This window comes from Sinomonas sp. T428B, assembly GCF_056780155.1.
This window is the reverse complement of record NZ_JBRAZR010000001.1, coordinates 396,968-420,096: the sequence shown is the minus strand read 5'-3', so window position 1 is coordinate 420,096 and position 23,129 is coordinate 396,968. Positions and strand designations below refer to the sequence as shown.

Genomic DNA, 23,129 nt, shown 5'->3' with positions numbered 1-23,129 from the left:
GGGCGCGCTTCGACCGCGGCTTCCTTCGAGCCTAGGGACGCCGGAGGCGCCGTGGATAAGACCGAAAGTGCGTGGACGGATAAGGCGCGCTTATGGCTCGCGCGCCTCCGATCCCCATAAGGAACCGCTATTGGTCCACGCACGATGCGTCTTATCCACTGCCCTCCGGCCCCGCCTACGATTCACGGCAGACACTTCCTCCGCCGAAAGGACTCGGGCATGCACTATGCAGGACCGCCGCTCATCGTCATGGGGGTGTCCGGCTGCGGCAAGAGCACCGTGGGCGCCCTCCTGGGCGATCGGCTCGGGGTGCCGTTCGTCGACGGCGACGACCTCCACCCGCAGGCCAACAAGGACAAGATGCGGGCGGGCCAGGCGCTGGGCGACGACGACAGGCGGCCGTGGCTCACCGCGATCGGCCAGGCCATTCGCGAGGCCCTCGCGGCGGGGACGCCGACGATCGTCGCGTGCTCGGCGCTCAAACGCGCCTACCGCGACCGCCTGCGCGACGCCGTGCCCGGCCTCGTGTTCGTCCATCTGGCCGGGGAAGCGACCACGATCGCCTCCCGGCTCGCCGCTCGCAGCCACGAGTACATGCCCGCGGGCCTCCTCGCCTCGCAGCTCGCCGCGCTCGAGCCGGTGCAGGACGACGAGCCGCACCTCGTCGTCGACCTTCGCGACACCCCCGAGGCGATAATCGATCGGATCGCCGCGCACCCGCTCCTGGCCCCCGCCCTCCCGGCCGCCCTCGATGCCTCCGGGAGCGCCCGATGAGCACCCTCTTCGACCTGACCGGCCGCGTCGCCCTCGTCACGGGCTCCAGCCGCGGCATCGGCAAGGCCATCGCCGCCGGGCTGGCCGAGGCCGGCGCGACGATCGTGCTCAACGGCCTCAGCGAGGAGCGGCTGAAGGCCGCGCACACCGAGTTCGCCGACCGCTTCGGCGACGACCGCGTCCACGCCGTGGCGTTCGACGTCACCGACGCTGCCAGCGCGGCCGACGGCGTCGCCTGGGTCGAGGAGCACGTCGGGCCCCTGCGGATCCTCGTCAACAACGCGGGCATCCAGCACCGCGTCCCGATGCTCGAGCTCGACCCGGCGGACTGGGACCGCGTCATCGCCGCCGACCTCACGAGCGCGTTCCTCGTCGGCCGCGAGGCCGCGCGCCGTATGATCCCCCGGGGCCAGGGCAAGATCATCAACATCTGCTCGGTCCAGACCGACCTCGCACGCCCCACCATCGCCCCGTACGTCGCGGCCAAGGGCGGGCTGCGCAACCTGACCCGCGCCATGACGGCCGAGTGGGCCGCGAGCGGCCTCCAGGTCAACGGCATCGCGCCCGGCTACATCCACACCGAGATGACCCAGAACCTCGTGGACGATCCCGACTTCAACGCCTGGATCCTCGGCCGCACGCCCGCCGCCCGCTGGGGCACCACGCAGGACCTCGTCGGCCCGTGCGTGTGGCTCGCCTCCGACGGCGCCGACTACGTCAACGGCCAGACCATCTTCATCGACGGCGGCATGACCGTCGTCGTCTGACGGCCGCCGCACGATCCCCCGAAAGAGAACCTATGACCGTGACCATTCCCCATGAGTCCCTGGCCGTCGTCGCCCATGCCGCCGGCGACCTCCGCCTCGAGGCCGTCCCGCTGCGTGCCCGCCGGACCGACGAGGCGGTCGTCCGTATCGCCTACGGCGGGATCTGCGGCTCCGACCTGCACTACTGGCTGCACGGCGCGGCGGGCGAGTCCGTGCTGCGGGCCCCGCTCGTGCTCGGCCACGAGATTGTGGGCACGGTCGTCGAGGCGGCGGCCGACGGCGCCGGGCCGGCTGTGGGCATGCGGGTCGCCGTCCACCCGGCGACCCCGGGCGGCGACCCCGCCGCCTACCCATCCGACCGGCCGAACCTCTCCCCCGGCTGCACGTACCTCGGCAGCGCGGCGCAGTTCCCGCACACCGACGGCGCATTCTCAAGCCACGCCGTGCTGCCGGCCCGCATGCTCCGTCCGCTTCCGGAGGGCCTGTCCCTGCGCGACGCCGCGCTCATCGAGCCCGCGAGCGTGGCCTGGCACGCCGTCGCCCGCGCCGGGGACGTACGCGGCAAGCGGGCCCTCGTGATCGGCAGCGGTCCCATCGGCGCCCTCATCGTAGCCGTGCTCAAGCGCGCGGGCGCGTCGGAGATCGTCGCCGTCGACGTCCACGAGAAGCCCCTCCAGATTGCCCGCGAGCTCGGCGCGACGCGCACCCTCAGGGCCGGAGACGCTGGGGCGGCCGACGCCGTCGCCTCCGTCGCGGCGGACGTCACCTTCGAGTCCTCCGGGAGCCCTCGCGGCCTCGCCTCCGCGATCCGCGGCACCGCCCGCGGCGGGCGCCTCGCCATGGTCGGGCTCATCCCGACCGGGGACCAGCCCGTGCCGATCGCCCTCGCGATCACGCGCGAGCTCGAGCTCATCGGCTCCTTCCGCTTCAACGACGAGATCGACGAGGTCATCGCGGCCCTCGCCGACGGGTCCCTCGACGTCCGGGCCGCCGTCACGCACGAGTTCGACCTCGGGGACACCCTCGAGGCGTTCGAAACCGCGAAGGACTCGTCCCGGTCGGGCAAGGTCCTCCTGCGGTTCACGTGACAACTGAGGCGACGGCCGGGCCGACACCTGCACTCACGACGGCGCCGCCAGCGGCGCGGGACGCCTCGCCCGCGGCGGCCGCCCTCGCGGAGTGCCGCGACCGGCTGCGGATCTCGCTCGCGGCTGAGCGGCAGGCGCGGGCCGTCCTCTTCGCCTCCGTCGCCCACGCCCTGGGCGAGGGCGTCCCGCCCGAGGCCATGGCCCACGCCGCGGGCATGAAGCCGGGCAGGCTCGCCCGCATCCGGCGCACCGCGACGCTCACGGACGAGTGGCCGGCGTCGAGGTCCGCGGACGAGCACCTCACGGCGGTGGACGCCGCCCGCAGCCGCCTCGAGGATCTCGTCTTCGAGCGCCGGTGTCTCGAGGACGAGCGGCGCCGGCGGGTGATCGAGGCCCTCGGCCACGGGCTCCTGAGCGCGCACGACGCCTCCGCCCTTGCGGGCCTGTCCCTCCTGAGCGTGCGCGCCCACCTCCAGCACGCATCGCCGTAAAATCCTTGGCGGCCGTCCTTCGAGCTAGGCGGCGACTGCCTGAACTACGCGGCCGCCTGCGGGAGGCCCACGGGCGGCGTCGGCTCGACGGGCCACTCGATGCCCAGCCGGGGCAGGCCCTGCAGCACGTCTGCGAGCACGGCCCGCTCGGGAACCTTGGCGGCAGAGGCGTCGATGGTGACCCGAGGCACGGGGTCGAAGGCTCGGACGCGATCCACGACGGCCCGCAGCGCAGCGACATTCTCAGGGGTGACGGTGCCCTCGACGACGACAACCGCGGCGGCGCGGTCGAGGTCAAGCTGGACGGTGAGGCTGAGCTTGGGGTGCAACGGATCTCCTTCATGGACTCCGGCCGCTGCTCAACCGCCCGATGATTCTAGCGCCGTGTGAGCCAGATCTCATAGTGGACATCGTGGTCCTCACTGACGGGTCTGGGCCGCGCTCAGCGTTCCCACCGCGGCGGCGGCATCGAGCTCCTCGTCCTCCTCTACTCGCGCCTCAAGTCCGACGCCGGCGAACAGCCCCGCCGTGATCCGCGCCTGGGCGGCACTCGCCTCGAGCACGACGCTGCCGCCCGGGGCAAGCCACTCCCCCGCCTCCGCTACGACGCGGCGGTGCAGGGCCAGCCCGTCGGCGCCGCCGTCGAGGGCCGCTAGCGGCTCGTGGTCGCGGGCCTCGGGCGGCATCGTCGCCACGGCCCCCGTGGGGACGTAGGGCGCGTTCGCCACGAGGACGTCGATGCGGCCGCGCAGAGAGTCCGGGAGCGCGGCGAACACGTCCCCGACGTGCACGCGCCCAGACCACGGCGCCACGTTGCGCCGCGCGTACTCCGCCGAGACGGGGTCGATGTCCGCCGCGTGCAGCTCGCATCCGCGGCCCTCGGCCGAGAGCGCCGCCGCGACCGCGGCCCCGATCGCGCCCGAGCCGCAGAACAGGTCGACGACGACGGGCGCGTCGACAACCGGTGCGCTGGCGGCGGCAGCCGTGCGACCGCCGTCGTCCCGGTGCCCGCCGTGCGCGCGCCTGCCGTCGCGCGCGAGGGCCAAACCCGCGGCGAGGCGCACGAGCAGGCGGCTGCGCTGCCGCGGCACGAACACCCCGGCGCCCACGGCTATCCGTAGGCCGGCAAAGTCGGCCCAGCCGAGGACGTGCTCGAGCGGCTCGCCCGAAGACCGCCGGCGCACGAGCTCCTCGAGCTCGGCCGAGGTGCGCGCGGCCTCGAGGACGAGCCGCGCCTCGTCCTCGGCGAAGACGCATCCGGCCCCGCGAAGACGCGCCACGACGGCTTCCTCAGGAGGCAGCGCGGCACGCCGTCCGGGCTCTGGCCAAGCACTCACCACGGGGATAGTCTGCCAGCACGGTCCGGCCTCCGGCCGGGCGACGGCCGCCCCGGCGGCCCCCCGCACGATGCACAGGAGGAACCATGGCAGGGCACACCTACAGCGTCTCGGAGATTGTCGGAACCAGCCCGGATGGCGTCGACGACGCCATCCGGAACGCCGTCGCGGCGGCCGCCCAAACTGTTCGCCACCTCGACTGGTTTGAAGTGCAGTCGATCCGCGGGCACCTCGAGGAGGGCAAGGTGGCCGACTGGCAGGTGACCGTCAAGCTCGGCTTCCGCCTCGAGCGCTAGGAAGGCCCGCAGCGCAGGTCCACTCTGGAAGGGCCCCTCACCGCTGAATCGGTGAGGGGCTCCTTCGCGTCAGGAGTCCGAGAATCCTGGCAGGCCTGTTCCCCCATGGTCAGAAGGGTGGGGATGGGTCGCTGTGGGGGTAGGTCCTGTGCTTCCGGCCTGAGGGTCCGGTCCATTCGAGGGTTCCGGGTGGCGGTGGTGGGCTCTTCTGGTCGGCCTCCTGCTCGGCCGTTTGCTGGGTGGCGCCGATGTGGCGGACTTTCCAGTAGCCGAGGGTCTTCTGGCGGTGGTGTTCGCGGCAGAGGAGGGCGAGGTTCCCGACGTCTGTCTCCCCGCCTTGGGACCATGCGTGGGTGTGGTCGGCCTCGCAGGCGGGGCCGGGCTTGTCGCAGGCGGGGAAGGTGCAGGTCGCGTCCCGGAGGGTGAGGAAGCGCCGCATCGCGGCGGTGGGGGCGTAGCGGGTGCGCTCGATGGCCAGCGGGGCCCCGGTGAGGGGGTGGACGACGAGCCGGGTCCAGAGCTCAGTCTGCGCCGCCAGCCGGCGGGCGGCCTCGGGGTCGATGGGCCCGTAGCCGAGGATCTCCCCGGGCGTCTCTGAGGTGCCGGCCAGGGTGGCTGCAGGGACGGTGACGACGAGCTCGGTCCGCACGCCCCCGGCCGGGCCGCTGGCCGAGCCGGTCCCGGTGGTGAGGAGGAGGTCGGTGAGGGCGTCGGCGCGCAGCTGGTTGACGGTGCGGGCCTCGTCGGGGGCCTGGAGGGAGCGGGCGATCGCCGTCAGGCGGGTGTCGATCAGGGCCCCGGTCTCGAGCGGGATCAGGGCGGTGAGGTGGGCCATGCCGTCCCCGCACGGGGTGATGTCCACGCGCCGGTCGGCCATGGCCTTGGCCTTGCGCTGGGCGAGGGGCGTGTCGGCGTAGCCCTCGGCGAGGCGGCGCAGCCTCCTCCCGAGGGCGCCGGGGGTGGGGACCAGGTCGGCGTCCTCGGGGACGGCGATTCCCGCGGCCGCGGCCGCGAACTCGGCCAGCTTCGACCTGGGGATGGGGATGGCGGCGTCGAGGATGACCGCGGCCCGGCGCCGGGTCATTCTGCCGGCGCGCATGGCGGCCAGGACGGGGGCCATGCTCGGGTGGGTGAGGGCGAGGGCCTCCTCGACCATGGCGCGGGTGGTGCGCTGGGCGAGCTTGAGGACCGCGGCGGCCTCGGCGGCGGCCACGGCGGGGGCGTCGAGCCGTTCCACGGGGACCTCGCTGGAGGAGCCCTCGGCGCGGGCGAGCGCGGCGAGGAGGAGGACCCTGTCGGCGTCGAGGCGGGCCTGGTCGGCCTCGTTCGCCTCGAGCGCGTCCAGGACCTCCGCGGCGCGCTCGAGCCGGATCTGCGCCATCGCCGCCTCCGGGGAGGGCAGCTCGCCGGATGGGTCCATCCCGGGAGCGGCAGCCGGTTCAGGTGTCTCGCGTGCCTGCCCGCAGGTGCAGCCGCAGCGGCAGCCGCCGTCCGTCGTCGTGCCCGCGGTGCCGGGAAGGGGATCGAACAGGTCCGGGTCGAACCGCGGGGCCTCGACCCACCGCACCTTCCCGGAGCAGATCGCGGCGAAATCCTCCGGACTCATCGGGTCCACGACCCCGAGCTCCTCGGGGCTCAGGTCATCCCAGTCCACGGGCTCGACCACCTCCAGATCCTGGTCCCAGTCCGGCACAGGCGACCCGGGGAGGTGCGCGCCGCCGGCCGCCCCCTCCTCGAATCCGTGTTCCCCTGCCATGGACATACCTTCGCACAAGGCTCCGACAATTCTCGCGACCCCTGACAGGAGCACGAATCAGACTGAACGGTTGTCCTGTGGGGATCCCTCATCTGGATTCAGGCCTAGGAGAAACGCCATGACTGGGACATACGTGAGGGGCCAGCTCATAGCCACGCCGCTCGTTGGTGTCGTCCTCTTCCTTGCTCGAGCCGTCAATGTGCTGATGATCATCGCTGGTCTCGGCTTGATTGTCTGGATGCATATGTGGTCCCAGAAGGTGATCGCCGCCTATCCAGTCAAGCCGGACAACGATGACGCGGGGGTTCGTCATCGGTATGGCGGAGGCCTGGGTATAGCAGGACTCTCAGTCATAGCGCTGGTCGGTCTGGCGCGGGGCCGGCGTTGGGGCGGGATACTAGATGTATTCCAATGGTTGGCCATCTGGTGGCCCTTCGCAGTTGGTCTTCGCCAATTCACGGCTGACTCTTACTCGATCTCCACTGCTGTTTCCGTCGTCGGCGCCATCGTGGGCGCGCTAGCCATAGTTGTCCCCAGAGAGCGTATGCCTGAGACAGAGTCCTGACGGACTCACATGCTCGTCGAGCGAAGTCACCTAAGGGCCTCTCGACCAGAGCGCTCGTCGATGTGTCCGGCCGGTCACCTTTGACGAAGTCCAGTGAACTGGGTCCTGGTCCATCCCGCTGCAGGGGGAGGCTGCCCCGTTTCCCCTCGGGGTGCCTCCCCCTTCCCCCTCCGTGGACCCCCAGCGGCGCGAGTCGGGGCTCCACGGACATCACTGTGGCGCGCTCTAGGCACGCTCCCGGCCGGTCACCTTCGGCTCCTCGGACGTCGTCGATGAAGACGTGGCTGGAGCGGAGGATGACGCGCTGGCCGTCTGCGCCGTGCCCCCGGCATCCGAGGTGCCGGCATCCGGAGTGCCCGCCCCGCCGTCGCCCGTGCCGGCGAACTGGGCGTCGTCCGTGCGGTAGCGGACCGATTCCACGGAGATGGCGACCGTCCCAGGCGTGCCCCAGCCGAACAGGCCGGTCCCGCCGTCGGCCAGCGGCGAATTGAACTGCACCGAGCCGAGCACCTGCCCGTCCAGGGCAACGGTCACGACCGTGGCCTTGATGGTCAGCGCGAGCCGGTAGTCCGCCCCTGCCACGAGCGGCCGGGCGAAGGAGCGGTCGACGACGACTCCGCGGGGTGAAACGTGGCCCACGACAACGCGCTGCCCAGTCAGGTCGAGGGCCACGAACTTGTAGTCGGACGGGCCGTACCAGTCGATCACGACCCCCGAGAAGCCCGTCGCCCGCAGCACGACCTCGAGGTCGAGGTACGCGAGCGGGTCGAGGGCCTCCTGCCCGAAGGAGAACAGCGACAGCGCGAGCCCGGAGGCCGCCGTCGTGCCCTCATAGCGCACGGACCCGTTGGCCCGGGTCGCTGTCCAGGTCCCGGTCTCGGGTGCGAGACCGGGGGCCTCGCCGTCCTCGAAGTCCGCGCCGTCCTCGAACTCCACGGCCGCATCGAGCGTGATGGCCGGGGAGATCACGGTGAGGGCGACGTTGTCGAACCGGCCGCGCGCCTGCTGCGAGCCGAAGCCCACGAGCCCGCGGTTGAGCGCGACCTGGTCCCCGCCGAGGATCCGCGGGGCGAACGTGTGGCTGAAGGCGTTCCGGCCGTCGATGGTGACCGTCACGACGAGCCCGTTCACGACGACGGCGAGCGCGTAGGACCTGCCGGCCACCACGGAGCCCGGCACGACGCCCTGCGCGTCGTACCTCCAGCCGCTCGCGTCACGGTGGCCGATGACCATCTTGTTGATCGACTGGTCCACGCCGGCGAACTTGAAGTCGGTCGGGCCGAAGTAGTCGAACACGACGAACGCGTTCGCCCTCCAGCCCGCAGTCGGCTTGTCCATGGAGATCGTGGCCGCGAGCTCGTAGTACACGCTCCGGTAGACGTCCGAGTACCAGACGGCGACGGCGTCCCCCGAGCTGTCCGTGGCCGTCACCTGCAGCACGCCCTGCTGGACCGTGAAGGCGCCCGAGTCGGTCGCGAAGCCCTGGAGCGTGCCGTCGTTGAAGTCCGCGCCGCGCAGGGTGTCCCGCCGGCCGCCCGGGATGTTGCCGGCCTGCGGGTCCGTGGGCCCGCCGGTCTGCGTCTGCCAGTGGCCGTGGTCGTGCTGGGTGATGAGCCCGAGTTCCCCGTACGGCTCGCCTCGGCGGGCCTGCTCGGTGCCCTCGTCGGACCAGCGCGTCGGATCGGCGCCCTGGCTCGCGCCGAGCGCGTAGAGGAACTCGGGAAGCTGCGGCTCGACCTGCCGGGACACCGTCGCGATGCCGAACGGGGCGAACGGCACGAGGTAGGTGTTGAACTCGCCGACCCAGTCGATGAGCCGGTCCCCGCCCGTGTTGCCGATGAGGACGTCGAGCCCGGCGCCGCCGAACGCGCGGTCCTGGTAGGTCGAGTTGACGCCGTCGGGGACGTCGTTGAGGCCGCCGTTGGTGCGCAGGTCGTCGTCCGCCTGCGAGAGGTCGTTGCCCCACCCGGCCCACAGGGTGTCCTTGCCGGTGCCGCCCACGAGCCAGTCGTTGCCGAGGTCGCCGAACACCGCGTCGTCCCCGTCAGACGGCTGGTTGGCGACGGTCTGGGTGCAGTTGCCCTGATGGCCGACGGCGGTGCACGCCGTGGTCCAGTTGCCGTCGGTCACGTCGTTGTTGAGGAAGAACGGGCGGGCCCAGGGGGCGGTGCCGGCCTTCCACACGGTGCCGTCCGCGGTGAAGAGGATGGCCCGGCGGGGGTCGTATTCGTCGTAGAGGTAGAACTCGCCGAGGCGCAGCTCGTTGTGGTTGTTCGCGTGCCACGGGTTGGTGTCCGCGCCGAAGTGGAGCACGTCGCCCGGGTTCCACGGGTGCCAGAAGTCGAGGTACTCGAGGCCGAGCACGTCCCCATCGGCGTCGAAGTGCTGCACGAAGCCCGACGGCGTGGTCCCGGCACCCAGCGCCTCGGCACCGGAGACCGCGTCGTCGCCCGCCCCGCCGTGGATCCAGTCCGACCCGAGGCCGCCGAAGATGATGTCGTCCGAGTTGTTCGCGTCGAGCGTCGGCTGGTTGGCCACGTGGTGCTGGGACTGGTTGGTGTCCGGGCCGAGGTTGTAGACCGTGAGGTCCGCGGCCTTGGCGAGGGCCCCGGCCACGTTGATCGTCGCGGTCTGGACCTGGCCGGGCGTGTAGATGAACTCGTTGAGGACGTCGCCCTGGCTCGTCTTCGTGTCCGGGTCCACCGTGCGGAGCCGGTAGACGCCGTAGAGCGGCTCGGCGTACTCGGTGCACGGTGTTGAGGAGGCCACCGAGCAGCCCGCGTTGCGGGAGGTGAAGATCCGCCCGTCGTCGCCGAGGATGCCGTCCGCGCCCGTGCCGCCCGAGATCCAGTCGTTGCCCCAGCCGCCGATGAGGTCGTCGTCCTGCGCGTCGCCGTAGATCGCGTCGTGGTCGGCGCCGGTGTAGACCGTGTCGTCGCCGGTCTCGCCGTGGACCTCGTCCCGGCCCCCGATCTGCGTGTACTTCCAGGCGCCGGAGGAGGTGTCGAGGATCGAGGAGCATGTGGGCTGTGTCGCGGAGCCGTTGCAGTCTGCGCCGACGGGCAAGCCGAAGTTCTCGGGCCTGTAGTCCGGGCCGCCGGGCGTGTAGTCGAGCAGGTGGACGCCGCGGACCACGATCTTCTGCGTCGGGCTGTAGCCGAAGGCCGGCGAGTCGTAGACGAAGGCGACGTAGTTCGCCCAGGCTTGGGCCGCCGTCGTGCGCCCCGTCCCAATGGCTGTGATCTTGTCGATTTCATCGACACCGTTCACCCCGACGATCCGGATGATGCGCCCGTTGTCGCCCACGATCGTGTCCGCGTCCCGCGCGTGCACGGCGGACGACGGCGTGGCGTCGCCGAGGGTGCCCCCGGCCAGGCCCGGGACGCTCGGCACGCCGGAGACCTGGTTGCCGATGCCGATCTGGAGGCCCGCGCCGCCGAAGAGCAGGTCCGCGCCGCGGTCGTCGCCGGGCAGGTACGCGAGGGCCGGGGACGCGACGCCGTCGGGGCGCAGGTCCGGCGTCGTGAGCGAGAAGAAGTCGCTGCTGCCGCCCACGATGTCGTCCTGCCCGAGGCCGCCGAAGACCACGTCGTTGCCCGCATTGCCCTCGAGGTAGTCCTCGCCGTCCGTGGCCGCCTCGGCCGAGCCGAGCGTGAACAGGACGCCGGTGTAGTCGCAGACCATCGAGCCCGGTGCGCCCACGCAGCCGGCCGGCTGGCGGGAGGCGCCGACGTGGTAGGCGGCCGTGCCGCCCGAACGAGGTGAGTCGTCGACCCAGCGGCGGAACGCGGAGTCGATGCCGCCGTCGCCCTGGATCACGTCGTTGCCGAGCTGGCCGAGGACGACGTCGTGTGCCTGGCCGCCCGCGAGGTAGTCGTTGCCGAAGCTGCCGGCGCCGGCCGTGCCCTCGTCGAAGGCGATCGTGTGGAATTGGTCCGTCACGTCGTACTCGGCCCACCACGGGGCGCCGTCCGGGTCGCGGTAGGCGCGCGGGGTGCCGTCCGTCAGGAGCAGGCCCGAATCGTTCTCCGTGCCCGTGATGCCGCACGCTGTCCGGTCGGAGCGCGAGTAGAGGAGCGTGCCGCACAGCGTCTGGAAGTGCGGGCTCGTCCAATCGCCGATCGTCCGGGCCAGCGTGACGCTGTCGCCGAAGAGCAGGTCGTCGGCCTCGTCGCCGTCGGCCATGTCGTGGCCCGCTCCGCCCACGAGGAGGTCCTGGCCGAGGCCGCCGAAGACGATGTCGTCGTCGCCCTTCTGGAGGTTCTTCGACTCGATGCGGCGCCACGTGTCGCCGGTCGGGTCCTCGCCGAGGCCCGCCCAGCGCGTCGTCTGGATCTTCTGCAGGAGCGGGCTCGGGGTGTTGGTGTCCGCGACGTGCTGCACGACGGCGCCGTGGTCGCCGAAGATCACGTCCTCGAAGGCGCTCTCCGGGCCGGAAGAGCTGCCAGCGCTCTCGCCGAAGAGGAGGTCGCGCCCGGCCACGAGGAGGTCGTCGACGACGGCGGTCACCCCGCCCGCGACGGGCGGGAGCGTCGTGCCGTTGTTGAGGTATCCGGCGCCCGTGATGGTGGGCCGCATGGCCTGGTTGACGGTCGCGATCTGCAGGGCGCGGGTCAGGACGTCCACGTTGACGCCCGAGTCGCCGTAGACCTGGTCGGTGCCGCGGCCCCCGCGGATCTCGTCGTCGCCCGAGCCGCCCGCGAGGAAGTCGCCGGCCTGGGAGCCGATGAGGAGGTCGTCGCCGCGGCCGCCGTAGGCCGTGATGCCGACCGTCGGGAGCTCCCAGCCCTGCAGGCCCGTGGGCAGGTCGGCGAAGAGGCCGGAGGCGTCGATGATGTCGTTGCCGTGGTGGTCGAACGGGTTGGCGAGCCCGAAGACCCACTCGTCGTCCTCGTTCTGCGCATCCGGGATGGCGGTGAACGGGTCGAACGGCTTGGGGCCGAACTCCATGCCGAGCGCGTCGCCCGGACGTCCCGAGTACCAGACGCCGTCCTGGGACGTGTCGCCATAGACGACGAGCGGCGAGCCGGGCCCGGCGGTGTGCGAGCCGTCGCACGCGATCGGGTCATCCTCCGCGCCGTCGCCGTCCGCGTCGATCCGGAACAGGAGCGAGGAGCGGTTGCAGACCGTGATGACGTCCCCGCCAATCGAGGCACCCCCGTCGCGGCCCTCGTCGAGGCCCGTGACCGTGAACATCGGCGCGTGCCACACGGCCACGCCGCTCGAATCGAGCGTCACGGTCGGGGCGAGCGCGGCGTTGGCGAGGAACATCTCGGAACGGTCCGCGGAGAAGCCCGCGATCGTGAACGGCCCGGCGAGGCCAGAGACGCGGACCTGCATGCCGACGAGGAAGTCGGCCGAGAAGGCGCCGGAGGTGATCTTCAGGGACGAGGTCCCAGCGGAAGGCTGCGTCCGCACCTGCATCGGCGCAGTCACCGTGGCGGTGTGCGGGACGGCGACGTGGATGTCGGTCGCGACGGTGCCGGTCACGCCCGTGAGCGGGCCGGAGAGGACGACGACGGCACCCTCGCCGCAGTGCGGGAACGGGTCTGCGAACGGGCACGCGGCGTCGGCGAAGCCCAGGATCATCCGGGTGAAGGACTCCCCCGCGAGCTGGACGTGCTGGTACGTGCCGTACGGGGCGCCGGCGACGTAGCCCGAGCCGGGCAGGAAGTCGGTCACGGCCCATGGGCGGCCGTCGAGGCGTGTGAGCACGAGGCCCGCGCCCGGGTACTGCGCCGCCTGAGCCGGTGTGGGCTGCGAGCGCTGCATCTCGAAGGCGTTCTGCAGCGGGGCGTTGCCGCCGCCGTGCACCGAGGTCAGGCCGCCATGCGGGCCGGGGACGAAGGCCGTGAGCGTGCCGCTCACCACAGTGCCCAGAGGCCCGACGGCGTCGCCGCGCCGGAGCGTGAGCGTGAGCCCGTCGGCGGAGATGCCCATGATCCGCCACCGGCCGACGAGTTCGGGGACGCCCGCAACCCCGAGCCGCTCGAGCATGAGCAGCTGCCCGACCACGAAGCCGTCCGCGGCCCACGAGCCGCCCGCCCGGGTGAGCGTCCCGCCGTCGACCGTGCCCGCCGCGTTCACCAGGTTCGCCGTGAAGGTGAGCTGTCCGGTGAACGCCACGGGGGTGTCGAGGCCGACGACGGTGCGCACCGCGGTGCCGCTTGTCACTGTGCTCGTGTCGGTGCCCGACAGCAGCGCGAGGTACATGACCGTGCTGTCGGTCGTGTCGGACGGGTCGTCGTCGCCGAAGCCCACGACCCTCCAGGCGCCCGTCATGCCTGTGTTCTGATCTTCGATCCTCACCGGCTGCCCGACCAGGAAGCCCTGCGCCTTCCAGTCGAACGGCGCGGGCCGCGAGAGCCGGTGGGTCGAGCCGAACTGGCCCGCCGAGGCGGCGAGGACCACGGTGCCGGTGAGCTTGACGGCATCGTCCGGCTGGAGCGTGCCCTGGATGTCGAGGCGGTCGTTGCCCGAGCCGAGGAGGACGGTCAGGACCTCGATGCTGCTCCGGCCGCCGTCGGTGACGTACGCGCCGTCGACCACGGCGATCGAGCCGAAGCTGATGCCGCCCGGGAAGATGCGCGGCTCGCCGAACGTCTCGCCCTGCGCCCCGCCGTAGCCGGCCCCGAAGTCGAGGTCCGCGGCCATGCCGAGCCCGCGCAGCGCCGTCGAGGTCATGGCGCCGCGAGTGTGGGCCTGCGAGCCGTCGCCGTAGACGGTGAGGACGTCGATCTGCTTCGACTCGGGTGCCTGGGCGCCGATCGCGAACAGCGGGCCGTCCTGCTCGCCGGGGAGCTTGAGGCCGAGCTCGAGGCTGCGGTCGGCGCCGGAGACCCCGCCCTCGACGGCGAGCGGGCCCCGCAGCCGCGTGAGCAGGTGCTGGCTCACGGGGAACTGCTTGACGCCCTGGCGGACGATCGGCTGGTAGTAGCCGAGGTCGGCACGGAGGACGACCTGCTGGTCGCGGAACCACGCATTCGGGTCAGCGTCGACGTTGCTGAACGTGGCCTGGGCCGCGATCCGCGCGACGGTGTACGGCCCGGCGCCGAGGGCGGCGAGCGAGTCGTAGGACGTGGGCCGGAACTCGAGCTGCTCGTCGTGGCCCGCGTTGGTGCCGCGGATGTTCTGGATCTTGACCCGCACGCACACGCTCGCGGCATCGCAGACCTGGACCCACTGGCCCTCGAGGAACCCGTCCGCGAGCCAGCCCGAGGCGTCGGCGCGCGTCAGGCGGTAGTGCGGCAGGCCGTCGTCGCCCGTCACGACGCTGAACGTCGCCGCGCCGTCCCACAGGCCCGAGCGAGTGAGCACGTTGATGGACGTGCCCAAGACAACACCGGCACAGCCCGCCCCCAGCGCGGGCGTGACGGTGAAGGATTTCCCGTCGAGGGCCACCGTGAGCACGGTGTAGACCGTCGCGGGGCAGGCCGCGAAGCGCAGCCGCTGCCCGGGCGCGAGGCCCTCCTCGAGGAAGCTTCCAAGATCCGAGCCGCTGGCCCGGGAAACCGTGCTGGTCGTCGCCGTGCCGGCGAGGAAGCTCAGGTTGCCCAGGAACAGCCGGGACGGGAGGTCGCCGCCGACCACGGCGTAGTCGGCCGGGGTGACGAGCTGCAGGACGCCGTTGACGACGATCCCGTACACGTCCACGAGGCCGTCCGGCGTGATCGCGACGGTGACCGGCGCCGTGGGCTTCGCCGTGAGCCGCAGCCAGTACCCATCCGTCTGGTTCGGGTAGGTGCCCGGGAGGCTGCACGCCGCGTCGCCGCACTGGACGACGACGGTGTCCACGCCCGTCGGGATGGTCACCGCGCCGGCAGTCTCGTCGTCGTACACGAGGACGTCGGTGCGCTGCACGCCCGAGCGGAGGTTCGGGAAGCGGTAGGCGGCGGTCGGGTTCGCCTGGCCCCACGTGATGACGGCCGTCGTCGGGTCGCCCGGGTCGGAGTTCGGGCGGGCCGTGAGCCGCAGCAGGACGGGGACGTCCCAGTTGGTGCCGTCGAACGTGAGCAGGTAGTGCGTGCCGTCGGCGTCGACGACCTGGGTCCAGCGGCCGGCGGCGAGCGGGCTCACGAGGGCCAGCTGGAGGAGGACCTGCGAGGCTGCGTCCATCGTGATCTTCACGGTCACGGTCGTCGCGCCCGGGTCCTTCGCGAGCTGGACGAGGAGGTCGTCCTGGCGCTGGGTTGTTCCGGTCCCCTCGATCACGAGCGAGCGGTCGTCGAGGACGCGCCCGGCCGTCGCGTTGTTGGGCGCGCCGACGCCGGGCTCGACCTGGGTCACGTAGGCGCCCGGGGTGTCGTTGTCGTAGACCCGGACGTTGACCTGGCGCACGGCCGCGCCGTGGAACTCGGCGTCATTGACCCGGTCGGCGGCTATGACGGTGTGCTGGACGACGACGGTCCGGTCGCCCTCCGAGCGCGGGTCGTCGACGGCCCACACGTAGACCCGCTGCGGGACGTTCCACGTGCCGGGGAGGAACGTGAGGACGACGGCGCGCCCGGCCTCGTCGACGACCACGCCGTTGACGATCAGGTGCCGCTGGAACTCGGAGAGCTCGTCGCACTGGGCGTCGGAGGCGCCCACGCACAGCCAGACCGTGTCCGCCTCGCCGTCCGTGAGGCCGAACCCGGCCGGGTTCGCGAACGCGTCGTCGGCCTCCTCCTGCGGAGAGCGGGCGGCGGAGACGGTCACGTAGACGGGGGCGTTCGGGGCGTGGCTCAGCTCGACGGTGTAGTAGTCCACCCGGGTGACAGGGCCCGCCGCCGTGCCCTCGCGGACGCTCGTCGACGTGCCGGTCTCGCGGATCACGACGACGCCCGTCTCCGGGGTGGCCAGGTTGTACGGCACGCCGTCGACGACGATGCCGTCGTAGCGCGGGTCTGTGCTCGTGACGATGTGGTCGACGGCGCCGGAGAGGCCCTCGAGCTCGCGCGTGACGATGTCCGCCGTGACGTCCCCCGCGGCCGAGATCTGGTCGGAGCCGAGCCCGCCGATGACCCGGTAGGCGACGCCGAAGGCGGTCGAGAGGACGAAGAACTGGTCGTCGCCCTCGAGGCCGTCGACCTCGACGATCTCGATCGTCGCGTACCTGACGTTGAGGCCGGCCCCGAAGATGCCCTTGTCGGTGATCGCGAAGTCGTCCGCGAACTCGGTGCCGACCACGACGAGCTTGTCGAAGCCCGTGCCGCCGTCGACGTTGACGGGCGCGTTGACGTTGTACTGAACCTCGTCCTCGCCGCCTCCGGCGCGGATGTCGAGCGGGCGGGCCACCGAGAAGCCCAGGCCGATGACGGGGACGGCGACGCCGTTCGCGTCGAGAGGGATGACATCGTCGGCCCACATCGTGTGGTCGAGGTCGATTCCGGAGCCTGGCGCGTGGTTGAAGGTCGTGTGGGCGTCGGCGTTGTTGCAGACGCCGTCGCCGTTCGTGTCGTAGCGGACGTACCCGTTGGCGAGGCTGCACTGGCCGAACGGCACCGTGGTCGGGAAGGCGCCGGTGACCGGGTCGCCGGCGAAGGTGACGTCGGAGAGGCCGCAGCCGGCGATGTTGTCCGCGTCCGTGTCGCAGACCGCGGCGATCGCGAAGGCGCGGACCACGAAGAGGTCGTTGTCGTCGTCGCCGTTGAGCTGGAGCTCGGCCTGGTTCGAGTAGACGGTGAAGCGGTCGTTGCCCGTGCCGCCCGTTGCGAGCAGCGGGGCGTGCGTGCCCGGGCTGAGCCAGCCGCGCGTCGTCGGGATGAGGGCGGGGAAGGTGTCGGCGGGGAGCAGCGCCCCGCCGTCGGGAGCGTTCTCCGAGTCCCGCTGGGTGCCGAAGATCTGTCCGATCTGGAACGTGTCGTTGCCCGCGCCGCCGTCGAGGGTGATCGTCGTGGTCGTGTCGTCCGAGTAGAAGGCGTCGTTGCCGCCGAGGCCGAAGACCGTGAGCCGGCCGTTGAGCGCGGCGTCGTACGTGATGCGCTGGACCATCCAGGACGGCTCGTTCCCGGCGATCCGGTCGCGGTAGGCACCGATGCCGCCGTCGGCCGCGCCGCTGCCGGCGAGGAGGGCCACGAACGCTGGCCGGTCCGCGGCCTCGGTCGGGCTCGTGCACGTGCCCGGGACCCCGGCCGCGAGGCCGAACGGGCTCTGGTTGTCGATGCAGGTCAGGGCGCGCAGCAGGAAGATGTCGTCCGTGGCCCGGTTGACGCCGGGGGCCGAGGAGCCGTTGACGGCGGGGTCGGCGTTGTCGTGGCCGTAGACCTCTGCCTCGTCGACGCCGTTCGCGGCGTGGCCCGTGTCGAGGATCTGGACGATGTAGTTGCGGATGCTGCCGTGCGAGCCGTTCGTGAAGACGCGGTAGTGGTCGGTCTCGCCCTGGCCGTCGAGGGTCAGGACGTGGCCGGCTCCGGTGCCTGTTCCGATCGCGGGGCTCGGGTTCTGCAGACCCGTGGGCGACGTGAGCACATCCATCGACTGCAGGTACCAGACCGTGAAGCGGTCCTCGCCGTCGGCCGCCAGCGTGTTCGGGGCGAGGGCCGCGGCGCCGTGCACCGTGGTCTTCGAGCCGAGGAAGACGTAGCCGGCGCTGCCCCACGTGGTCTTCGCGCCCGGCTGGGCCAGGTCGAGGCCGGACGGGTCGCCGAGGTCGAACGTGTCGGCGTCGGCGTTGCCCCAGACGTTGGTCGCGTGGGCGGGGACCGGGGCGGACGACGGCGTGTAGGTCCCCATCGGCTCGCCCGTCGCCGCGCCGGCGCTCACGACGGCGTCGGCAACGATCGCACCGCGCAGGATCATCGTCGTCCCGTGCTCGTCCGCGACGTCCGGCGAGGCGACGTTGCCGCCCACGGTGTCGAGGTTGAGCCAGTCGCCGCGGAGGTCGATGTTCCCACTCGCGACGATCTGGGTGAACTCGTGCAGGGTCACGTCATCGCCGACCCGGAGCTCGACGTTCCCGCTCTCGGCGAAGACCGTGCCGTTCGGGATGACGCGCGGGTGGTCGAGGTCGTTGCCCGGGAGGGTCGAGTTGTCCTCGGCGAACGTCGCGCTGCCGTTCCGGATGAGGAAGAGGTCCTCGTCGAGGTCGCCGGACTCGCGGACGGTGAGGCGGATGTCCCCGCTCGTCGCGTGGGCGAGGAGGAGGCGCAGGTAGGCGTCGGTCTCGGTGAGCCAGATGCCGGTCGCGGCCTCGAGGGCGACGTCGTCCGCCACGGCGGCCAGGCCGGCGTCGGACGTCCCCGCCGCCGGACCCGGGCCCGGGCTGTTCGCGCAGTTCGCGTCCGTGCACGCGAACGGCGAGCCGACGAGCGAATCGATCTCGAGGTCGTTCGCGCTCCCGCCGATCGAGCCGCCGTTCGCGTCGAGGTCCACGGTCTGGCCGATCACGTCGGCCGCGGCGTCATTGAGGGCGTCGAGGATGCTGCCGCCGCGGGTGCGGAGGGAGACGTTGCCGGTCGCGAGCGAGGCGTCGCCGGCCGTGTGGACGATCCCGATCCACAGGTCGTCGGCGACCTGGTCGAGGTAGACGCCGGGCGTCTTGTCGTCGTCGGCCGCGGTGTCGGAGGCGTCGAGGTGGCCGAGCGGACCGCCGACGGCGTCGACGTGGACCTCGAGGAAGTTGCCGGGGAGGCCGACGCCGCCGACGCCCGAGACGCTGCCGGCCTCGCCGAGGCCGTTGTCCCCGGCGACGAGCGTGATGTTCCGGCCGGTCACGTCGACGCCGTTCGCGACGCCCGAGATGTCGAGGTCGTAGGCGTCGGCCTGGAGGCCGTCGTCGTCGGTGTCGATCACGCCGGCGTCGAGCTCGGCGTCGAGGATCCGGGCCGGCGAGCGCAGCGTCACGTCGGCGGCGAGGGCCGCCGATCCCGCGGTGCAGGCCTTCGGCGTCGCGCCGGTGCACAGGCCGGTCGCGTGGATGTGGCCGACGCGCAGGTCGCCCTTGCCGGACTGCTCGACGACCGTGATCGTGCCGTTGGTGAGGACGTCGGTCTTGCCCGAGCCGTCGATGAGCCCGTGCACGGCGCCGGTGTCCCCGTCGGTCCAGGCCGCGTCGACGTCGGTGTACGCGACGACGTTGACCTCGGCGGCCGCGGAGGCGTGGAAGACGCCGATGTTATGCCCGGCCCGGAGGTCCGCGAACGTGACACTCGAGCGCTGGGCGGCGAGGTCGGTGCCGAAGGCGGTGGCGACGATCGCGCCGCCGACGATCACGGGGGCGTCGGCGCAGCCGGCCGCGTCGGGGCGGAAGTAGCACGTCGTGTCGACGCTCTCGGCGGGGCTGCCGCTGCCGTACGGAGCGGGCATGCTGTTCGGGGTGTACACGTCGACACGGACGTCGCCGACGGCCGGCGGGGTGACGCGCTCGCCGCTGTCACGCAGGATCACGACGGCGTCGTGGCCGGCCTTGATGCTCGCGAGGACCGGCGCGTAGGGCGTGGTGCTCGCCGTGGTCGAGCTCGCGCGGACGGCGCGGAGGTCGAGGTAGGCGTCCTGGCCGGCCTCGGCGTCGAGGTGGATGGGCTTGAGGACGGGGGCGACGCCGGGGGTGCCGGTGTGGAAGATCTCGAAGAGGACGATCGCGAGCGGGTTCGGGACGGTGCCGATCGAGCCGTTCTCGGCGTCGAGGGTCAGGCGGTTGGTGTACACGGTCTCGCTGCCGGCGTCGGTGCCGCGCAGGATCGAGCCGCGCTGGTTCGTGATGCGGGTGGAGCCGATGTTGTTGACGATGTCCCCGTCGAGAGTGATGTCGTGGCCCGTGGTCGTCGTTGTCCGCAGGCTCTCGATCACGACGTCCGTGGCGGGGAAGAGGTGCTCGAGGTGCCAGCACCAGTAGCTGGCTCCGGTGCCGGGGCAGGCCGGGGGCGCGTTGGCGCCGTTCGTGAGGGAGACGCTGATGACGGCCTCGGGGGTCGTGCTCAAGTGGCTGTTGAGCGTGTTGATGGAGACGCTCTGCGGATCGGCCGTGCCCTTGATGACGATCTTCTTGTCCGAGCTGTTGCGGATCAGGACGGAGTCCCACGTCTCCTGGAGGTAGAAGATGCCCCGGTTGCCGTGGATGAGGCTGTTGCAGTCGGCGTCGCAGCCGTCCTGGGGCGCGTTCGCATGGAACAGCGCGGCGGGCAGCTCGTCGTAGAGGATCGGGTCGATCCAGATCGTGTCGGAGCCGATGAGGTCGCCGACGCTGAGGGCCGGGCCGAACTGGCTCGCGCGCACGGTCACGTTGTAGGTCTTGGCCACGATGCGGCCCGCGGCGTCGACGACGAGCACGGGGTTGGGCTCGCCGAGCAGGTACACGGTGGACTCCCACGCGATGTCCCGGCGCGGCGTGTACTGGATGTCGGTGTCGGCGTCGCCCACGTCGAAGAAGCCGCCCGAGCGGTGCGCGTGGACATACAGCCGGCTGTACGAGGTCAGCGCGTAGACCACGAGCTCGGCGGTGCGGATCGTCGACTCGTCCGCCCCCACCACGGACGAGTCGCCGACGAACTGGACCTCCGCGTACGCGTCCGTGTCGCCCCCGCCGCAGCCGCAGTTCGCGTTCGCGTCCGCGGTGAGGTTCAGATTGGCGTGCTCGGCGCGGATGGTGACGGCGTCGCCCTCCGTGAGCGAGCCGCCCTCGAGGGTCACCGTGACGTTGTCGTTGACGTAGACGTAGGCGCTCGCGTCGGAGTCGGCGCCGAGGGCGTACGCGTCGGCGTCGGAGGCGGCGAGGGCGCGGACCGTCTCGTCCACGCGGTCGATCGAGCCGTCGCCGAGGTCGATCGTCCAGCGGACGCCCGAGCCCGCGGACTCCTGGACCGTCGCGCCGCGCAGGCTCGCTGTCGAGCCGATGACCGTGTCGGCCTTCGCCGTGTGCTCGCGGCCGACGCCGACGCCCTGGTTCGAGTCGTCGTTCGCGTCGGAGTTGGTGCCGAGGCCGCCCGAGCCGGAGGACGCGCGGGCGACGCCGTTGTAGCCGGCCGCCGCGTCGGCCAGGACCGAGCGGTTGGCGGTCAGGCCGCCGTCGACCTCGGTCAGGACGGTGTAGCCGATCTCGACATCCACGTCCGTGTCGGCGCCGGCGATGAGGCCGCCGGTGCGGTTGACGGCCTCGCCGTTCGCGCTCGTCATGGCGAACGAGGTGGCCTGGAGGTCGGTCGCGGAGAAGACGCTCGCGCCGCCGGCGATGCGGGTCGTGACGTTGTTGACGGCGTCGACGATCGCGTTGGAGGCGCCGAAGCCGAGGAAGCCGCCGCCCTTGCCCACCGACGAGGCGGAGGTCTTGAGGTAGGAGCGCCCGTCGACGACGACGGCGCCGCCCCGCAGCGTCCCGCCCTGGACCTCGACCGTGACGTCGATGGTCACGTTCGTCTCGGAGTAGACGTCGCTGAACCGGAAGAGCCCGCCGCCGATGCCCGTGCTCGTCGCCTCGACGACCCCATTGACCCCCGTCGCGCTCGGCGAGCCGAGGCCGCCCACGCCGAGGAGCTGGTGCGGGGACCCGTTGAGCGTCGTCGAGGGACCGAGGTCGAGGTAGAGCTCGTGGATGCCGGTGCCGGGGCCGGTGATGCCGAGGCCCTGGTTCCGCAGGACGTGCGTGCCGAGCTTCGTGCTCAGGCCGCCGATCGTGTTGCCGGCCGCGTCGCGGAGCTGGATCTTGTTGTCGTCGGCATCGTCGATGAGGTGCACGTAGTACATGTGCCCCTCGGTGAGGCCAATGGATTCGTAGCCCACGCGCCGGAGCGTGTGGCTCGCGATGATCGCCTTGAAGAAGTTCGCGTCGAGCGGGTTCGTGATGGTCGAGAGGCTGATGGCCTGGATGTCCGAGGCGCCGCAGTCCTCGAGGTCGACGCCGGGGCCCGGGTCGACGTCCTTCTGCCCGAGGCCCGTCGCGCACAGGGACGTGGCGAGGCGGATCATGTGGGCCCCGCTGGGATCGAGCGGGCAGAAGAAGGGGCACGAGCCGTCGGGGTCGGCGGTGAGCACGTAGTAGGTCTGGCCGTTGACGAGCCCGCCGATAGCCATCGCCGGGTCCGTCACGGTGTACACGACGGCGTCGCCGTTGCTCCAGCCATGGGACGGGGCGTAGATCGTGTTCCACGAGCCGTCGCGGACGATTCGGCCGTCGCCGTCGACCTCGAGCTGGCCGCTGCCGTTCGCGTCGATGTCGATGAGGGTGCTCTTGAAGTCCACCGTGGCGGGCGCGTAGTACACGACCGCCTGGCCCTCGGTGAGGCCCGCGTGGCTGCCGACGTTGATCGTGTTCCCGCCCGTGAGCGTCGAGCCGTCGGGGGTGAAGGAGCGGACGATCACGCCGTCGGCGTCGAGCAGGCTCGTCGAGAGCCGGATCCGGTTCGGGTCGACGACGAAGATGTAGTAGGAGGCGCCGCACACGAGTCCGCCGGCCGGCGACGTGCCCAGGGCCGCGCCGCCCGCGCCGCACGAGTAGACCACGCGGTCGCCCGTGCGGAAGTGATGCCCGTTCGGGAAGTAGAGGCTGCCGGTGTCGAGCTGGATGAGCTGGCCGTCGTACGGGATCGTCGGGTCGTCCGGGTTGGACGCGTCGAACCGCTCGCCGAGGCGCAGGGTCGCGCCGTCGACGACGATCACGCCGTAGGTGCGCCCGTCGCCGAGGCCGCCGATCGCGAGCGGGTTGGGGACCACGCCGTCGTCCACGAGCGGGTTCCCCGTCACGGGGGCGCTGTAGGTGACGATGTCCCCCGTGTCGATGCCGTGCGCTGCCGAGAAGCACAGCGTGTCCGCGCCGCTGCAGTTCACGCCCGTGATCGTGCCGTCGGAGACGGTGCCGGGGACGACGCCGTGCAGCGCCGTGATCCTCAGGGTTCCTCCGGCCTGGACGAAGCCGCCCGTGACGGTCGCGAAGACGTCCGGGTTGGCGTGCGACTCGGCCGTGAAGCCGGCCTGGATGTCGATGAGCCCGCCGGAGACGGCGTCGGCGAACGAGTCGGCGTCGGTCAGGGACTGGGCGAAGAGCGTGACGCTGCCCGAGGCGGTGACGTGGCCGCCGCCGAAGGTCGCCCGGACCACGGGCTCGGTGCGGGCCTCCGCGGTCGAGGTCGAGACGGCGATGAGGC

The 23,129-nt window shown here is 71.9% G+C and carries 10 protein-coding genes (1 of these 10 cut by a window edge); 6 read left to right on the top strand and 4 right to left on the bottom strand.

Going from position 1 to position 23,129, the window contains the following annotated elements; genetic code table 11:
- Positions 1–219: 219 nt before the first annotated feature.
- From ACUYMY_RS01910 to ACUYMY_RS01895, 4 genes are read left to right on the top strand one after another with little or no spacing between them, the layout of a single operon-like run.
- Complete coding sequence (locus ACUYMY_RS01910) at positions 220–774, top strand: gluconokinase (RefSeq protein ID WP_481701955.1); 555 nt, start codon at positions 220–222, stop codon at positions 772–774.
- Positions 771–1,541: an SDR family oxidoreductase gene (locus ACUYMY_RS01905; RefSeq protein ID WP_481701954.1), complete on the top strand. Its 771-nt coding sequence runs from the start codon at positions 771–773 to the stop codon at positions 1,539–1,541. The genes ACUYMY_RS01910 and ACUYMY_RS01905 overlap by 4 nt, the downstream gene beginning before the upstream one ends.
- A gap of 32 nt (positions 1,542–1,573) precedes the next feature.
- Complete coding sequence (locus tag ACUYMY_RS01900) at positions 1,574–2,629, top strand: L-idonate 5-dehydrogenase (RefSeq protein WP_481701953.1); 1,056 nt, start codon at positions 1,574–1,576, stop codon at positions 2,627–2,629.
- Positions 2,626–3,120: a hypothetical protein gene (locus ACUYMY_RS01895; protein WP_481701952.1), complete on the top strand. Its 495-nt coding sequence runs from the start codon at positions 2,626–2,628 to the stop codon at positions 3,118–3,120. The genes ACUYMY_RS01900 and ACUYMY_RS01895 overlap by 4 nt, the downstream gene beginning before the upstream one ends.
- A gap of 44 nt (positions 3,121–3,164) precedes the next feature.
- On the opposite strand, the gene ACUYMY_RS01890 is transcribed toward ACUYMY_RS01895, so the two are convergent.
- Both ACUYMY_RS01890 and ACUYMY_RS01885 read right to left on the bottom strand, forming a co-directional pair.
- A complete protein-coding gene (locus tag ACUYMY_RS01890; protein ID WP_481701951.1) occupies positions 3,165–3,449 on the bottom strand; it encodes a hypothetical protein in 285 nt (94 codons plus the stop codon).
- A 90-nt stretch (positions 3,450–3,539) separates the two neighbouring features.
- Positions 3,540–4,400 carry a class I SAM-dependent methyltransferase gene (locus tag ACUYMY_RS01885; RefSeq protein WP_481701950.1) on the bottom strand — a complete coding sequence of 287 codons (861 nt, stop codon included), beginning with the start codon at positions 4,398–4,400 and terminating at the stop codon, positions 3,540–3,542.
- A gap of 143 nt (positions 4,401–4,543) precedes the next feature.
- Between ACUYMY_RS01885 and ACUYMY_RS01880 the strand changes: the two genes are divergently transcribed.
- Positions 4,544–4,753 (top strand): dodecin, encoded by a 210-nt coding sequence (locus ACUYMY_RS01880; RefSeq protein ID WP_481701949.1) that lies wholly within the window; start codon positions 4,544–4,546, stop codon positions 4,751–4,753.
- Positions 4,754–4,862: 109 nt separating this feature from the next.
- Here the strand turns inward: ACUYMY_RS01880 and ACUYMY_RS01875 are convergent, their stop codons facing one another.
- The gene (locus ACUYMY_RS01875; protein WP_481701948.1) at positions 4,863–6,509 is read right to left on the bottom strand and encodes an HNH endonuclease signature motif containing protein; all 1,647 of its coding nucleotides are present in this window, start codon (positions 6,507–6,509) and stop codon (positions 4,863–4,865) included.
- Between the two features lie 118 nt (positions 6,510–6,627).
- On the opposite strand from ACUYMY_RS01875, the gene ACUYMY_RS01870 reads away from it, so the two are divergent.
- Positions 6,628–7,074, top strand: coding sequence for a hypothetical protein (locus ACUYMY_RS01870; RefSeq protein WP_481701947.1), 447 nt, complete (start codon positions 6,628–6,630; stop codon positions 7,072–7,074).
- Positions 7,075–7,299: 225 nt separating this feature from the next.
- Here ACUYMY_RS01870 and ACUYMY_RS01865 read toward each other — a convergent pair whose 3' ends face one another.
- Positions 7,300–23,129, bottom strand: partial view of a carbohydrate-binding protein gene (locus ACUYMY_RS01865; protein ID WP_481701946.1) — the 3' portion only. It continues 13,156 nt past the right edge of the window; only the last 15,830 of its 28,986 coding nucleotides appear in the window; its start codon lies beyond the right edge, outside the window; it ends in the stop codon at positions 7,300–7,302.